This window comes from Mycolicibacterium flavescens, from assembly GCF_001722335.1.
Lineage (GTDB): Bacteria > Actinomycetota > Actinomycetes > Mycobacteriales > Mycobacteriaceae > Mycobacterium > Mycobacterium flavescens.
This window is the reverse complement of sequence record NZ_MIHA01000026.1, coordinates 16,208-32,189: the sequence shown is the minus strand read 5'-3', so window position 1 is coordinate 32,189 and position 15,982 is coordinate 16,208. Positions and strand designations below refer to the sequence as shown.

Genomic DNA, 15,982 nt, shown 5'->3' with positions numbered 1-15,982 from the left:
CGTAAATTGCCGCAGAACCGGGCATCCCACCCCGTGTCCGTACTGGCCGAATGGTTTCTCACCGCCGGGGAGCGGGGCAACCCCGACTGGGAGCTGCCAGCGTGGAGCGAAGGCAACCGGGCCGAGGCGCTCATCCACGGCGCGACGTATTTCGACCGGCTGGTCACCGAGGTCGAGGCGCTCGACGCCGGCGACCACCTGTTCTTCGCGGACTGGCGCGGCGACGCCGACCAGCGGCTGCGTGAGGACGGACCGACCGTCGCGGAGCTGTTCCGGTCGGCGGCTGACCGCGGAGTTCAGGTCAAAGGGCTGATGTGGCGGTCCTACCCGAACCGGCTGCAGTTCAACGAGGAGCAGAACCGCCACCTCGCCGACGCCATCGAACGCGCGGGCGGTGAGGTGCTCCTCGATCAGCGGGTCCTGCTCGGCGGCTCGCACCATCAACGGTTGGTGCTGCTGCGTCATCCCGACGCGCCGCAGCGCGACGTGGCGTTCATCGGCGGCATCGACCTGTGCCACTCGCGCCGCGACGACGCCTCGCACCGCGGCGATCCGCAGGCCGTGCAGATGTCGCAACGCTACGGCGAACGCCCCCCGTGGCACGACGTGCAACTCGAACTGCGCGGCCCGGTCGTGGGCGCGCTGGACCAGACGTTCCGGGAACGCTGGACCGCCCGTGCGCCGCTGAACCTGTTCAACCCGCTGGAGTGGCTGCGCGACCGGTTCCAGAGCGGCGACCAGCGGCCCGAACTGCCCGAACAACCGCCCGACCCGCAACCGTGCGGACCGCACGCGGTGCAGGTGCTGCGCACCTACGGTGACGCGTTGATCCAGTACGAGTTCGCCAAAGAAGGGGAGCGCAGCATCGCGCGCGGCTACACCAAAGCGGTGCGCCGTGCGCGGCGGCTGATCTACCTCGAGGATCAGTACCTGTGGTCCGAGGAGGTCGCCGATTTGCTGGTCGGGGCGTTGACCGCGAACCGTGACCTGCACCTGGTCGCGGTCGTGCCGCGACACTTCGACCTCGAGGGCGGCCTGGGCCGTCCGCCGACCCTGGTCGGACGGGACCTGGCGCTGGGTGCCTGCCGCCGCGCCGCACCCGACCGGGTACACGTCTTCGACGTCGAGAACCACGAGGGCACACCGGTTTACGTGCACTCCAAGGTGTGCGTGATCGACGACACCTGGGCGTGCATCGGCAGCGACAACTTCAACCGGCGGTCCTGGACCCACGACAGTGAGCTGTCGTGCGCGGTGCTCGACGCCGACGGCGACTTCGCCCGCGACCTGCGGCTGCGGCTGCTGCGCGAACATCTCGACCGTGCCGACGACGGCAGCGAGGACCGCGGGCTGGTCGACCCGGAAACCGCCGTCGGCGAGATCATCTCGTGCGCTGAGCAGTTGCAGGCGTGGTACGCGTCGGGATGCGACGGGTCCCGACCGCCCGGGCGGCTGCGCCCGCACACGGTCGAACGCGTGGACCCGCTGACCCGGTTGTGGGCCGAACCCGCCTACCGGGTGCTGTTCGACCCGGACGGGCGGTCCTACCGCGACCGGCTGCTCAGGCGGCGGCCATGAAGCTCGACGACTGGTTCTTGCGCGCCGACGAACGCGGTAACCCCGACTCGCAGCTGCCCAACTGGTGTTCGGGCAACCGCGTCGAACCGCTGGTGCACGGGGCGACCTACTTCGACCGGCTCGTCACCGAGGTCGAGGCATTGCGCGCCGGCGACTACGTGTTCTTCACCGACTGGCGCGGCGACCCCGACCAGAAGATGCGTGACGACGGCCCGACCATCCGCGAATTGTTCTGCAGCGCAGCCGAACGCGGGGTGATCGTCAAGGGCCTGGTGTGGCGGTCGCACCTGGACAAGCTGGCCTACAGCGAAGAGGAGAACCGTCATCTGGGCGAGCACATCGAACGCGCCGGCGGTGAGGTACTTCTCGACCAGCGGGTCCGCATCGGCGGGTCGCACCACCAGAAGCTCGTGGTGATCCGGCATCCGGACGAACCGGAGCGCGACGTCGCGTTCGCCGGCGGCATCGACCTGTGTCACTCCCGGCGCGACGACGCGAACCACCACGGTGACCCGCAGGCGATAGAGATGAGCAAGCAGTACGGGGACCGGCCACCGTGGCACGACGTGCAACTGCAGCTGCGGGGGCCCGTCGTCGGCGCGTTGGACATGACGTTCCGGGAGCGGTGGACCGACCCGGCGTCGCTGGACATGCTCAACCCGCTGGCGTGGCTGCGCGACAAGCTCGGCGGCGCGGACATGACCGCCGACCCGCTGCCCGACCAGCCGCCGGACCCGCCGGTGTGCGGCCCCCACCACGTCCAGGTGCTGCGCACCTATCCGGACGCCCACTTCGCCTACGACTTCGCGGTCGACGGCGAACGCAGCATCGCCCGCGCCTACAGCAAGGCCGTGCCGCGCGCACGCAAGCTGATCTATCTGGAGGACCAGTACCTGTGGTCCAAACGGGTGGCCGACCTGTTCGTCGAGGCCCTGCGCGCCAACCGCGACCTGCATCTGGTCGCCGTGGTGCCGCGGTACCCCGACGTCGACGGCCGGCTGGCGCTGCCGCCGAACCAGGTCGGGCGGTGGCAGGCGATCGACACGTGCCGCCGGTCCGCCCCGGACCGGGTGCACGTGTTCGATGTCGAGAACCACGCGGGCACACCGGTGTACGTGCATGCGAAGGTCTGCGTCATCGACGACGTGTGGGCGTGTTCGGGCAGCGACAACTTCAACCGGCGGTCGTGGACGCACGACAGCGAACTGTCGTGCGCGGTGCTCGACGACGAGGGCCGCTTCGCGCGTGATCTGCGGCTGCGGCTGCTGCGCGAACACCTCGACCGCGCCGAGGACGGCAGCGAGGACGGCGGGTTGGCCGACCCGGCGAGAGCCGTCGACGAGATCAACGCCGCGGCCGACGCTTTGGAGGCGTGGTACGCGTCCGGCCGGGTGGGGCCGCGGCCGCCGGGCCGGCTGCGACCGCACAAGGCCGAGCGGCTCGGGCTGTTCACCCGGATGTGGGCCGAACCGGTGTACCGGTTCGTGTATGACCCCGACGGCCGGTCCTACCGCGACCGGCTCAGGCGTCGGCTCTGATATACGCGCATGCGCTGATGTTTCCGGAGCGACCGCGATCGATGCTGGTTAACATGAGCGCGGTCGAGTGGGGGAGCCTGGACGTGGGTGGATTGCCGACGGGCACGGTGACGTTGTTGCTGGCCGATGTCGAGGGATCGACCCGGCTGTGGCAGACCCAGCCCGAGGTGATGACGGAGGCAGTCGCGCAGTTGGACCGGGTCCTCGCCGATGTGGTGCAGCGCCACCAAGGTGTGCGCCCGGTGGAGCAGGGTGAGGGCGACAGTTTCGTCGTTGCGTTCGCGCGCGCAAGCGATGCGCTCGGGTGCGCGGTGGATCTGCAGCGCGCCGCGCTGGCGCCGCTCCGGCTGCGTATCGGCGTGCACACCGGCGAGATCCAGCTGCGTGACGAGGGCAACTACATCGGGCCGACGATCAACCGGACCGCGCGGCTGCGGGACCTGGCTCACGGCGGCCAGACAGTGTTGTCGGGAGCAACCGAAGCGATGGTGCTCGACTGCCTTCCCGACGGCGCGTGGCTGGTCGACCGGGGCACCCATCCGCTCCGGGATCTGCCACGCCCGGAACGCGTTGTGCAGCTGTGCCATCCGGATTTGTGCAACGAGTTCCCGCCGCTGCGTGCCGGGTCCGCGGAACGCCGGCTGCCGACACAACTGACGAGCTTCATCGGCCGACGCGCTGAGAGGGACGAGGTCGGGCAACTGCTGGCCGACCACCGCTTCGTCACGTTGACCGGAGCGGGCGGGGTCGGCAAGACGCGGATAGCGCTCGAGGTGGCCGCCGACCGAGGCTCCGACTTCCCCGACGGGGTGTGGTGTATCGACCTGGCGCCGGTGACCGACCCGCGCCTGGTACCCGTCACCGCGGCCAGGACGATGGGGCTGCCCGATCAGGCCGGCCGGTCCCCGGAGGACATCCTGTCCGCGTTCTGCGGCCGGCGCCGAATGCTGTTGCTGCTGGACAACTGTGAGCACCTGCTCGACTCGTGCGGTCACCTGGTCGCCCGGCTCCTGGCGGACTGCCCGAACCTGACCATCCTGAGCACCAGCCGCGAACCGATCGGCGTCGCCGGTGAGCTGACCTGGCGGGTGCCGTCGCTGTCACTGAAAACCGAAGCCGTCGACCTGTTCGCCGACCGCGCCGGTCGCGCACTCCCGGGCTTCCGCCTCGACGACGCCAACGTCGACGCTGTCATCGAGATCTGCGCCCGCCTCGACGGGATGCCGCTGGCGATCGAACTCGCCGCGGCGCGCGTGCGGGCGCTGACCCTTTCACAGATCAAGGACAGCCTGCACGACCGGTTCCGGCTGTTGACCGGCGGCGCTCGCACGGCCGTGCGCCGCCAGCAGACGCTGCGGGCGTCGGTCGAGTGGTCGCACAACCTGCTGACCGACGCCGAACGGGTGCTGTTCCGGCGGCTTTCGGTGTTCATGGGCAGCTTCGACCTCGGCGCGGGGACGGCTGTCGGTGGCAGCAGTGAGGTCGAGCGGTTCCAACTGCTCGACCAGATCAGCCTGCTGGTGGACAAGTCACTGGTGGTGGCCGAGGATCACCGCGGCGTGATGCGGTACCGGCTGCTCGAAACGGTGCGTCAGTACGCCCTCGAAAAGCTGGGCGAGTCCGGCGAAGCCGACGACGTGCGCACGCGACATCGTGACTTCTACACCGTGACCGCGGCGTCGTATGACGTGTCCGACGCGGCGAGCCGGGTCCGGCTGATGGACTGGGCGGAGACCGAGATGGACAACCTGCGGGCCGCCTACACGTGGAGTTTGGAACTCGCCGAGCCGGATTCGGCGCTTCGGCTGGTGTCTTCGGTGCACGACCTGTGGTTCCGCCGCGGCAGGCAGCGGGAGGGCATCGCCGCGTTCGAGCAGGTGCTCGACGACAACAGCTGCCGAGACACCGTGGCCCCGCAGGTGTGGACCCGCGCGGTGGCCGATCACGCGATCCTGGCGGCCTCGATCGCGCTCCCGGCCGGCGCGGACCGGGCCGAGGAGGCGCTGGCGATCGCACGCACTCTGGACTCCCCGGAACTGCTCGCGTGGACGTTGACCGCGTGCGGAATGCTGACCTTCTACGACGGCGCGCTGGCCGACAGCCGCTTCGCCGAGGGAGCGCGGGTGTCCGAAGAGGCCGGCTGCGGCTGGCTGACGTGCCAGATCCAGATGATGGAGGCGATCGCCCGGATCTTCGCGGGTGATCCGGCGCGCGCGGTCGACGTCGCCGAGAAGGCCCGCGTGGTCGCCGATACCGTCGGCGACGACTATTTCAGCCAGCAGTCCCGGGTGTGGTCAGGTGTCGGGATGTTCCAGACGGGTCGTCTCGCCGCGGCCGAGGAGACCCTGCGGCTGCTCGACGCCGACGTGGCGGCAATCGACGAGCCGCCGATCACCAGGATCTTCCGGCTGGTCGGTCACGGCAGCGTCGCCGCCTACTCCGGTCGCGTCGACGAGGCGTACGCCCGCGGTTGCGCGGCGGTCTTGGCCGCGGAAGCGGCCGGTGGAATCTACGGCGACACCGTGTACGTCGTCGAGGCGTACGCCGCACTCGTCGAAGGCGACGCGCAGCGGGCTCGCAAGGCGTGTGAAGACGCGTGGCGGCACACCATCCCGCTGCGGGAACCGTTCGCACGATGCACGAACCCGTTCGCCGAAGCGCTGCTGGCGTGCGGTGATCCGGCGGCCGCACGGCGGTGGGCCGACGAGGCGGTCGCCGTGGTGCCCGGAATCTTCGTCTCCATCGCCCTGACCGTCCGCGCCTTGGTGGCACTGGCCGAGAACCGGGTGCGCGAGGCCGAGAACGACGTCCTGGCCGCGCTGGCGTCGGTGGCTGCGACGGGGCCGCACATGCGCGTCCCCGACATCCTGGAGTGCCTGGCGCGGATCCATGCGGCCGACAACGTTCACGACCGTGCCGTACGGCTGTTGGGCGCCGCGGCCACGGTGCGGGAGGACACCGGAGCCGTCCGCTTCGGCGTCTACCAGCGCGACCACGCCGCTGCCGTGGCGGCCTGCCGTGTTGGGCTGGGAGACAACGCTTTCCAGACGCTGTGGGCGGAGGGGGCCGGATTGACCCCGGGGCAGGCGATCGCATACGCGCTGCGCGGCCGCGGCGAGCGCAAGCGTCCCAGCAGCGGATGGGAGTCGTTGACACCGACCGAAATCGACGTGGTGCGGCTGGTCAAGGAGGGGCTGGGCAATAAGGACATCGCCGCGCGGCTGTTCATCTCACACCGCACCGTGCAGACCCACCTGACGCACGTGTACTCCAAGCTGGGCCTGACCTCCAGGGTCCAACTGGCGCAGGAGGCTGCCCGCCGCGGCGACTGAGCCAGCCTAGGATCGGCGCCATGACGATCGTCCTCGTGCACGGAGTCCCCGAGACCGACGCGATCTGGGACGCGCTGGTCGACGCGCTGGGCCGCGACGACGTGGTGCGGCTGTCGCCGCCGGGTTTCGGCGCCCCGCTGGTCGGCGGGTTCGGTGCCACCTTCTGCGACTACCGCGACTGGCTGGAGGCCGAGCTGGAGCGCATCGGTGCGCCGGTCGATCTGGTCGGACATGACTGGGGCGGGCTGCACACCGTCAACGTCGCGATGCACCGACCGGAACTGCTGCGCAGCTGGGTCAGCGACGACATCGGCATCCTCGACGCCGACTACGTCTGGCACGACGCCGCCCAGGTGTGGCAGACACCGGGCGCCGGTGAGGAGTTCCTCGACACCATGATGGGCGGCAGCGTCGAGGAGCGCGCCGCGCAACTGAGCGCGATCGGCATTCCGGACGCGACCGCGTCCTCGCTGGCGGCCGCGCAGGGCCCCGACATGCGGCAGGCGATCCTGGCGCTGTACCGCTCGGCCGCCCAACCGGCCATGGCCGAGGCCGGTCGCGACCTCGAGAAGGCCGCTGATACACCCGGGCTGGCCTTGGACGCGACCGAGGACCCGTTCGTCGGCACCGGCGAGAACCGGCGGCGCGCAGCGCAGCGGGCCGGCGCGCACACCGTGACACTCGACGGTCTCGGGCACTGGTGGATGCTGCAGGACCCGGCGCGGGGCGCCGACGTGCTGACCCGGTTCTGGGCCGATCTGGGCTGACCGGGCGTAACCCACGCCACAATTGTTTCGTCCGCGTTTCGGGCGTCCGCCCGGCCGGGCCGGCGAAAAGTGAGCGGGTGTTGACGTTTCGGACACCGAGGTGCAACGGCGGCGGAATGGCCGGGCACCACTGTTAGGTCCGTGAAGACTGCGAGCCGAACCATCGAGCACTGGGACGCCGAAGACGTCGAGGCCTGGGAGGGCACCAACGGCAACCCACCGGGCAAAGCCATCGCCAAACGCAACCTGATCTGGTCCATCTTCGCCGAACACGTCGGGTTCTCGGTGTGGTCGATCTGGTCGGTGATGGTGCTGTTCATGCCGCAGGACGTCTACGGCATCGACGCGGCGGGCAAGTTCTACCTGGTCGCGATGCCGACGCTGGTCGGCGCGGTGATGCGGATCCCCTACACCGTCGCCCCGGCGAAGTTCGGCGGCCGCAACTGGACGATCGTCTCGGCGCTGCTGCTGCTGATCCCCACCGTGCTGACCCTGTGGGTGATGAACAACCCCGGCACCTCCTACACGACGTTCATGATCGTCGCCGCGGTCGCGGGGCTGGGCGGCGGCAACTTCGCGTCGTCGATGACCAACATCAACGCGTTCTACCCGCAGCGCCTCAAAGGCTGGGCGCTCGGGCTCAACGCCGGCGGCGGCAACATCGGCGTCCCGGTCATCCAGCTCGTCGGGCTGCTGGTGATCGCCACGGTCAGCAACACCGCACCCGAAATCGTCTGCGCCATCTACCTCGTCCTGATCGGGCTGGCCGCGCTGGGGGCGGCGCTGTTCATGGACAACCTGGGCAACCAGCGGTCCAACCTCGGCGCGATGGCAGAGGCGTTGCGGTTCAAGCATTCCTGGGTGATGAGCTTCCTCTACATCGGCACGTTCGGGTCGTTCATCGGCTTCTCGTTCGCGTTCGGGCAGGTGCTGCAGATCAACTTCCTGGCCGGCGGCGACACCGCGGCCGAGGCGTCGTTGCACGCCGCGCAGATCGCGTTCATCGGACCGCTGCTAGGGTCCATCTCGCGGCCGTTCGGCGGTAAGCTCGCCGACCGCGTCGGCGGCGGCAGAGTCACCCTCTACACGTTCGTCGCGATGATCTTCGGCGCAGGAGTGCTGGTGGTGGCGGGCGTGCTCGACGACGCCGCGGCGGGCGCCCCGACCAGTGCGCAGATGATCGCCTACGTCACCGGGTTCATCGTGCTGTTCATCCTGTCCGGGATCGGAAACGGTTCGACCTACAAGATGATCCCGTCGATCTTCGAGGCCAAGGCGCAGGGCCGCGACGACCTGAGCCGCGAGGAGAAGGCCGCCTGGTCGCGCAGCATGTCGGGGGCGCTGATCGGGTTCGCCGGAGCGATCGGCGCGCTGGGCGGGGTGGCCATCAACATCGTGCTGCGGGCGTCCTACGTCAGCGACGCGAAGTCGGCGACCAACGCGTTCTGGGTGTTCCTGGCCTTCTACGTGGTGTGCGCGATCGTGACCTGGTTGGTGTTCCTGCGCATGCAGACCTCGCGGGCCGGGGCCGGCGAGCAGATCGGGCGCGCCGCGTCCCCGGTGCCGGCCTGACGCCGATGAAGACCCGCACGGCGTGCTCTTACTGCGGCGTGGGCTGCGGTGTCGAGGTACACACCACCGAAGACGAGACCACCGGCGCTCCCGTCATCGCGCGGGTCACCGGGGACAAGCTGCACCCGGCCAACTTCGGCCGGCTGTGCACCAAGGGCGCCACCCACGCCGAGATGATGCGCGCCGACGGGCGGCTGACCACCGCGCTGATGCGGCCGGCGCGCGGTGCGCAACCGGTGCCCGCTTCGGTCGACGAGGCGGTCGCCGAGGCCGGGCGGCGGTTGCGGGCCATCGTCGACGAGCACGGCCCCGACGCGGTCGCGCTGTACGTGTCGGGTCAGATGTCCATCGAGGCACAGTATCTGGCGACCAAACTGGCCAAGGGCTTCCTGCGTACCGTGCACATCGAGTCCAACTCCCGGCTGTGCATGGCCAGCGCCGGAACCGGGTTCAAACAGTCGCTCGGCGCCGACGGCCCACCCGGCTCCTACACCGACTTCGACTGCACAAACCTGTTTTTCGTCATCGGGTCGAACATGGCCGACTGTCACCCGATCCTGTATCTCCGGATGGCCGACCGGCTCAAGGCCGGCGCCAAGCTGATCGTCGTCGACCCGCGGCGCACCGCCACCGCCGAACGCGCCGACCTGTTCCTGCAGATCCGTCCCGGCACCGACCTCGCGCTGCTCAACGGGCTGCTGCACCTGCTCGTCGAATCAGGCGACATCGACGAGGATTTCATCGCCGAGCACACCGAGGGCTGGGACGCGATGCCGGCGTTTCTGGCCGACTACCCGCCCGCACGCGTCGCGCACCTCACCGGCCTGGCTGAAGACGACATCCGGCGCGCCGCGCGGATGATCGCCGAGGCGGGGGAGTGGCTGAGCTGCTGGACGATGGGCCTCAACCAGAGCACCCACGGCACGTGGAACACCAACGCGATCTGCAACCTGCACCTGGCCACCGGCGCGATCTGCCGACCGGGCAGCGGACCGATGTCGCTGACCGGCCAGCCCAACGCGATGGGCGGGCGCGAGATGGGTTACATGGGACCGGGACTGCCCGGCCAACGGTCGGTGACGTCGGCGCAGGACCGGGCATTCGTCGAGCGGCAGTGGGGCCTGCCGCCCGGCACCATCCGCGCCGACGTCGGACCGGGCACCATCGACATGTTCAACGGCCTCGCCGCCGGGGCCATCAAGGCCTGCTGGATCATCTGCACCAATCCCGTTGCCACAGTGGCCAACCGGTCGACAGCGATCACGGGGCTGCAGGCCGCCGAACTGGTGATCACCCAGGACGCCTACCGCACGACGGCGACCAACGACTACGCCGACATCACGCTGCCCGCCGCGCTGTGGGCCGAGGCCGACGCGGTGATGGTCAACTCCGAACGCAACCTCACGCTGATGCCCCGTTCGATTCCGCCTGCGGGCCAGGCCCTTCCGGACTGGCAGCTGATCTGCCAGGTGGCAAACCACATGGGTTTCGGCGAGCACTTCGCCTACACCTGCAGCGAGCAGATCTTCGACGAGATCCGGCGGTTCTGGAACCCCAAGACCGGCTACGACCTGCGGGGCGCGAGCTACGCGCGCCTGCGGGAAACCCCGCTGCAGTGGCCGTGCCCACCCGACGACGACGCGGATCGTCACCCGATCCGCTACCTCAACGACGGCGTCAGCCAGGAGCACTTCGTCGACGCGGACGGACACGCCCCGCGGCTGGTGTTCGCGACCCCGTCGCGGCGCGCGGTCTTTCACCCGCGGCCGCACATGGATCCGTGCGAACTGCCCGACGACGACTACCCGATGGTGCTCAACACCGGTCGGCTGCAACACCAGTGGCACACGATGACCAAGACCGGCCGCGTCGAGACGCTCAACCGGCTCGACGACAGCCCGTTCGTCGAGATCCACCCCGACGACGCGGGCACGCTCGGCATCGACGAGAGCCAGCACGTCGAGATCACCTCGCGCCGCGGCCGGGCGGTGCTGCCCGCGCGCATCAGCGACCGGGTCCGGCCGGGTCAGTGTTTCGCCCCGTTCCACTGGAACGACGAGCACGGCCCCGACCTGACCATCAACGCGGTGACCATCGACGCCGTCGACCCCGACTCGCTGCAGCCGGAGTTCAAGGTGTGCGCGGTGCGCCTGCAGCCGGTCGCGTCGCCCACCCTGACCGAGAACGAATCGCTCTACATCTCAGGGTTTTTCAGCGGTCTGGCCGAGGGCCGCGCAGAGGTGCCGGTGCTGCCCGACAGCGCGCCGGTCGGCGTCGGGGTGCGTCGGTGGATCAACGGGCTGCTGGCGAAGCGGACCCCCGAGGCCGCGCCGGTCGGTGACGGTCCGCTGGTGGTGTGGGCGTCGCAGACCGGCACCGCCGAGGGGGTCGCGGCGGAACTGTCGGAGCGGCTGCCGGGGTCGCGGCTGGTCAACATGGACGAAATATCGCCGGCCACCCTGGCCGCGGCGCGCGACGTGCTGGTTGTCACCAGCACTTTCGGCGACGGCGGCCCGCCCGACAACGGCACCGGGCTGTGGGCCCGGCTGGCGGCGGCCGGGGCGCCCGCGCTGACCGGGTTGCGGTACGCGGTCCTCGGCATCGGCGACCGGTCCTACGACGACTTCTGCGGGCACGGCCGCGCCGTCGACGCGCGGCTGGCCGAACTGGGCGGCACCCGGCTGATGGACCGCGCCGACTGTGAGGCCTACGACGAGGAACCGATCCGGCGCTGGACCGACGGCGTGGTCGCGCTGCTCGCGCCGGGCTGTGAGGTGCCCGCACCTGAGCGCCGCGTCGCGGAGCCGTTCACCCGCGCCAACCCCGTCGTCGTGCCGCTGTCGCGCAACGTCGAGCTGACCGGCGCCAACTCGCGAAAAGAGGTGCGCCAGTTCGGGTTCGACATCTCCGAGCACGATCTGCAGTACGCGGCCGGCGATTCGCTGGGGGTGCTGCCCACCAACGACCCCGTCCTGGTCGACGCGTGGTTGGCGGCCACCGGGGTGCCCGCCCGTCACCCGGTCGAGGTCGACGGTGTGGAGAAGCCGTGGCGCGAGGCGCTGATGTCGCACTACGACTTCTGCCGTGTCACCCCGGATTTGCTGCGTTTCATCGCCGAGAACAGCCGCGACGCCAGGGCGCTGCGGGCGCCGAAACCGAAACTCGACCGGTGGCTGCGCGGGCGCAACGGCCTGGACCTGGTCCAGGAGTTCGTCGTGCACGCCGATCCCGACCAGTGGCGCGAGGTGCTGGTCCGGTTGACCCCGCGCAGCTACTCGATCTCGTCGAGCCCGCTGGTCAGCCCGCACGAGGTGCAGTTGACGGTGTCGGTGGTGCGCTACCGCGGGGCCGACGGCGGGGCCCGCGGCGGGGTGTGCTCGACGTTTCTGGCCGACCGGGCGTCGTCGGCGCCGGTGTTCCTGCAACGCTCGCCGCACTTCCGGCCGCCCGAGGACGGCACCACCCCGATGATCATGGTCGGGCCGGGTACCGGTGTCGCGCCGTTCCGCGGGTTCCTGCAGGAGCGCCGCGCGCTCGGGCATCGCGGACCGAACTGGTTGTTCTTCGGCGAACAGCACCGCGACCAGAACTACTACTACCGCGACGATTTCGAGGACATGGCCCGCGACGGGCTGCTCAACCGGCTGGATCTGGCGTTCTCGCGGGACCAGGCGTCACGGGTGTACGTCCAGCACAAGATGACCGACCGGGGCGCCGAGGTGTGGCGGTGGCTCGACGACGGCGCGCACCTGTACGTGTGCGGCGACGCGGCGCGGATGGCCAAGGACGTCGACGCGGCGCTGACGACGATCATCTCCACCCACGGCGGCATGTCGGCCGAGCGGGCGCACGACTACAAACGGGAACTGGTGGCCGCCAAACGCTACGTGCGCGACGTGTACTGAGCGCTCGCGGCGCGGGTGAGCGTGCACAAACTGTCGAAATCGGGCGGCGTGTCCTTGAGCAGACGCGCACGTTCGCCGAAACAAGGCCTGGTGTCCGAGGGGGGACTTGAACCCCCACGCCCGTTAATAGGGCACTAGCACCTCAAGCTAGCGCGTCTGCCATTCCGCCACTCGGACCTGCTGTGGGCGCTTAAGGCTATCGGATGAGGCAGGCCGGACCCAAACCCGGCAGGGGTTGTAATGGTACGAATGGTGACGTGACTGGTCCCGTCAACGCCGAGGCGGAGGTCGTCGACCTCGTCAGCGCGCTCATCCGGTTCGACACGTCCAACACCGGCGAGCCCGCCACCACCAAGGGAGAGGCCGAATGCGCGCGCTGGGTGGCCGAACAACTCGAGGAGGTCGGCTACCGCACCGAGTACATCGAGGCCGGCGCCCCCGGCCGCGGCAACGTGTTCGCCCGCCTGGAGGGCGCCGACCGCTCGCGCGGCGCGCTGCTGCTGCACGGGCACCTCGACGTCGTGCCCGCCGAGGCCTCCGACTGGAGCGTGCACCCGTTCTCCGGTGCGGTGGAAAACGGCTACGTCTGGGGCCGCGGGGCGGTCGACATGAAGGACATGTGCGGCATGCTGATCGCGATCGCCCGGCACTTCAAGCGGGCCGGCATCACCCCGCCGCGCGACCTGATCTTCGCGTTCCTGTCCGACGAGGAGGCCGGCGGCAAGTTCGGCTCGCACTGGCTGGTGAAGAACCGGCCCGACCTGTTCGACGGCGTCACCGAGGCGGTCGGGGAGGTCGGTGGCTTCTCGCTGACCGTTCCGCGTCGCGACGGCGGCGAACGTCGGCTGTACCTGGTGGAGACCGCCGAGAAGTCGATGAACTGGATGAAGCTGACCGCGCGCAGCCACGCCGGCCACGGCTCGATGATCCACGACACCAACTCGGTCACCGCGGTCGCCGAGGCGGTCGCCAAGCTGGGCCGCCACGAGTTCCCGCTGGTGATGACCGACGCGGTCAGCCAGTTCCTGCAGGCCGTCACCGAGGAGACCGGTTACACCTTCGACGTCGACTCCCCGGACCTGCCCGGCGCGATCGCCAAGCTCGGCCCAATCGCCCGCATCGTCGGCGCCACGCTGCGCGACACCGCCAACCCCACGATGCTCAAGGCCGGCTACAAGGCCAACGTCATCCCGGCCTCGGCCGAAGCGGTGGTGGACTGCCGCATCCTGCCCGGGCGCCAGGCCGCCTTCGAACGCGAGGTCGACGAGCTGATCGGCCCTCACGTCACCCGCGAGTGGGTCACCGAACTCCCGTCGTACGAGACCACCTTCGACGGTGACCTGGTCGACGCGATGAACGGCGCGATCCTGTCCGTCGACCCCGACGCCCGCATCGTGCCGTACATGCTTTCCGGTGGTACCGACGCGAAAGCGTTCGCGCAGTTGGGAATTCGCTGCTTCGGCTTCGCACCGCTGCAGCTGCCGCCCGATCTGGACTTCAGCGCGTTGTTCCACGGCGTCGACGAGCGGGTACCCGTTGACGCGTTGAGGTTCGGCACCCAGGTCCTCGAGCATTTCCTGTTGCACAGCTAGATCCGACCGAAAGGACAACCCATGGCGTTTGACTACAACCCCTACGAGTTCCTGCCCGAGCTGCCGTCGTTCACGCTGACGTCGAAGACCTTCACCGACGGCCAGCCGCTCGGCAACGATCAGGTCAGCGGCATCATGGGCGCCGGCGGCAGCGACATCTCACCGCACCTGACGTGGTCGGGCTTCCCGGAGGAGACCCGCAGCTTCGCGGTCACCATGTACGACCCCGACGCGCCGACCGCGTCGGGCTTCTGGCACTGGGCGGTGGCCAACCTGCCGGCCACCGTGACCGAACTGCCCGAGGGCGCCGGCGACGGCAGCAGCCTGCCCGGCGACGCGCTGATCCTGCGCAACGACGCCGGCGTCAAGCGGTTCATCGGCGCCGCGCCGCCGCCCGGACACGGCCCGCACCGCTACATCGTCGCCGTGCACGCCGTCGGCGTGGAGAAGCTCGACCTGCCCGAGGACGCGACCCCGGCCTACCTCGGTTTCAACCTGTTCCAGCAGGCGATCGCCCGGGCGCTGATTCACGCCACCTACGAACAGAAGTAGCCGTTCCTACGCCGAGATCTGCGCGAGGGTCGTCAATTTCGAGTTTTCGCGACCCTCACGCAGAAATCGACGTGACCTGCTAGTCGGCCGCCGAGCCCACCGCCTCGGCCAGCGAGCCGAAACCCTCGTCGTGCAGGCGGCGCGCCAGCCCGTCGTGGATGCGTTTGGCCCACAGCCCGCCGCCGTACACGAAGCCGGTGTAGCCCTGCAGCAGCGACGCCCCCGACACGATTCGCTCCCACGCGTCGTCGGCGGTCTCGATCCCGCCGACGCTGATCAACGCCACCCGGTCACCGACGCGCCGGTACAGCCTGCGCAGCACCTCGAGCGACCGCTGCGCCACCGGCGGCCCGGAGATCCCGCCCGGACCCAGCTCGTCGACACCGGCGGTGGCCAACCCGTCCCGCGACACCGTGGTGTTGGTGGCGACGATGCCGGCCAGCCCCAATTCGACTGCGAGGTCGGCGATCTCGTCGACATCCTGATCCGACAGGTCCGGTGCGATCTTGACCAGCACCGGCTTGGAGGTCTCGGCCCGCACCGCGGCCAGGATCGGGCGCAGCGACTGCACCGCCTGCAGGTCGCGCAGTCCCGGCGTGTTCGGTGAGCTGACGTTGACCACGACGAACGCCGCCAGCGGCCCGAGCAGACGCGCCGACGCCGCATAGTCGGCGACCGCCTCCTCCGGCGGGGTGGCCTTCGTCTTGCCGATGTTCACCCCGATCGGCACGTCGGGCACATGCCGGGTCAGCCGCCGCGCGAGTTCACCCGCCCCGTGGTTGTTGAAGCCCATCCGGTTCAGCAGCGCGCGGTCCTCGGGCAGCCGGAACATCCGCGGCGCCGGATTGCCGGGCTGGGCCTGCGCGGTCACCGTGCCCACCTCGGCGTAGCCGAAGCCCAGCGCACCCCACACGTGCAGACCTTCGCCGTTCTTGTCGAAACCCGCCGCCAGGCCCAGCGGACCGGGGAACCGGACACCGAACACGGTGCTCGCCAGCACCGGGTCCCGCGGGCCCAGCCACCGCCGCAGCGCGCGGCGCGGCCACGACAGATACGTCGCCGCGCGCAGCGTGGCGAACACCCAGGTGTGAATGCGTTCGGGCGCAACAACAAACAGCGCCCGCCGCAGCGCGCGGTACATCAACG

9 protein-coding genes and 1 tRNA gene are annotated in these 15,982 nt (G+C 69.9%); 8 read left to right on the top strand and 2 right to left on the bottom strand.

Translation table 11 applies throughout. The features are described from left to right. Positions 1-33 precede the first annotated feature (33 nt). The 6 genes from BHQ18_RS25395 to BHQ18_RS25370 all read left to right on the top strand — a co-directional run bounded on the left by BHQ18_RS25395 (position 34) and on the right by BHQ18_RS25370 (position 12,692). A complete protein-coding gene (locus tag BHQ18_RS25395) occupies positions 34-1,578 on the top strand; it encodes a phospholipase D family protein (protein WP_069416425.1) in 1,545 nt (514 codons plus the stop codon). Further along, positions 1,575-3,116, top strand: coding sequence for a phospholipase D family protein (locus tag BHQ18_RS25390; RefSeq protein WP_069416424.1), 1,542 nt, complete (start codon positions 1,575-1,577; stop codon positions 3,114-3,116). The genes BHQ18_RS25395 and BHQ18_RS25390 overlap by 4 nt, the downstream gene beginning before the upstream one ends. Positions 3,117-3,169: 53 nt before the next feature. Beyond that, positions 3,170-6,448 carry a helix-turn-helix transcriptional regulator gene (locus BHQ18_RS25385; protein WP_234794315.1) on the top strand — a complete coding sequence of 1,093 codons (3,279 nt, stop codon included), beginning with the start codon at positions 3,170-3,172 and terminating at the stop codon, positions 6,446-6,448. A 20-nt stretch (positions 6,449-6,468) separates the two neighbouring features. Next, positions 6,469-7,215 (top strand): alpha/beta fold hydrolase, encoded by a 747-nt coding sequence (locus BHQ18_RS25380; RefSeq protein ID WP_069416423.1) that lies wholly within the window; start codon positions 6,469-6,471, stop codon positions 7,213-7,215. A gap of 141 nt (positions 7,216-7,356) precedes the next feature. Further along, positions 7,357-8,787, top strand: a complete 1,431-nt coding sequence (locus BHQ18_RS25375) for a nitrate/nitrite transporter (protein ID WP_069416422.1) — start codon at positions 7,357-7,359, stop codon at positions 8,785-8,787. A gap of 5 nt (positions 8,788-8,792) precedes the next feature. After that, positions 8,793-12,692, top strand: coding sequence for a bifunctional nitrate reductase/sulfite reductase flavoprotein subunit alpha (locus BHQ18_RS25370; RefSeq protein WP_069416421.1), 3,900 nt, complete (start codon positions 8,793-8,795; stop codon positions 12,690-12,692). Between the two features lie 88 nt (positions 12,693-12,780). Here the strand turns inward: BHQ18_RS25370 and BHQ18_RS25365 are convergent. Beyond that, positions 12,781-12,869, bottom strand: a tRNA-Leu gene (locus BHQ18_RS25365). 80 nt (positions 12,870-12,949) lie between these two features. Here BHQ18_RS25365 and BHQ18_RS25360 point away from each other — a divergent pair. Together BHQ18_RS25360 and BHQ18_RS25355 are read left to right on the top strand one after the other, a co-directional pair. Continuing rightward, positions 12,950-14,284: a M20/M25/M40 family metallo-hydrolase gene (locus tag BHQ18_RS25360; RefSeq protein WP_069416420.1), complete on the top strand. Its 1,335-nt coding sequence runs from the start codon at positions 12,950-12,952 to the stop codon at positions 14,282-14,284. Between the two features lie 21 nt (positions 14,285-14,305). Beyond that, positions 14,306-14,836, top strand: coding sequence for a YbhB/YbcL family Raf kinase inhibitor-like protein (locus BHQ18_RS25355; protein WP_069416419.1), 531 nt, complete (start codon positions 14,306-14,308; stop codon positions 14,834-14,836). A 79-nt stretch (positions 14,837-14,915) separates the two neighbouring features. On the opposite strand, the gene BHQ18_RS25350 is transcribed toward BHQ18_RS25355, so the two are convergent. After that, complete coding sequence (locus tag BHQ18_RS25350) at positions 14,916-15,977, bottom strand: quinone-dependent dihydroorotate dehydrogenase (protein ID WP_069416418.1); 1,062 nt, start codon at positions 15,975-15,977, stop codon at positions 14,916-14,918. Positions 15,978-15,982: the final 5 nt, after the last annotated feature.

What these genes read in the sequence shown, in the direction of transcription:
- BHQ18_RS25390 (WP_069416424.1), top strand. Translation starts at nt 1,575, where the DNA reads ATGAAGCTCGACGACTGGTTCTTGCGCGCCGACGAACGCGGTAACCCC.
- BHQ18_RS25385 (WP_234794315.1), top strand. Translation starts at nt 3,170, where the DNA reads ATGAGCGCGGTCGAGTGGGGGAGCCTGGACGTGGGTGGATTGCCGACG.
- BHQ18_RS25380 (WP_069416423.1), top strand. Translation starts at nt 6,469, where the DNA reads ATGACGATCGTCCTCGTGCACGGAGTCCCCGAGACCGACGCGATCTGG.
- BHQ18_RS25370 (WP_069416421.1), top strand. Translation starts at nt 8,793, where the DNA reads ATGAAGACCCGCACGGCGTGCTCTTACTGCGGCGTGGGCTGCGGTGTC.
- BHQ18_RS25355 (WP_069416419.1), top strand. Translation starts at nt 14,306, where the DNA reads ATGGCGTTTGACTACAACCCCTACGAGTTCCTGCCCGAGCTGCCGTCG.
- BHQ18_RS25350 (WP_069416418.1), bottom strand. Translation starts at nt 15,977, where the DNA reads ATGTACCGCGCGCTGCGGCGGGCGCTGTTTGTTGTTGCGCCCGAACGC.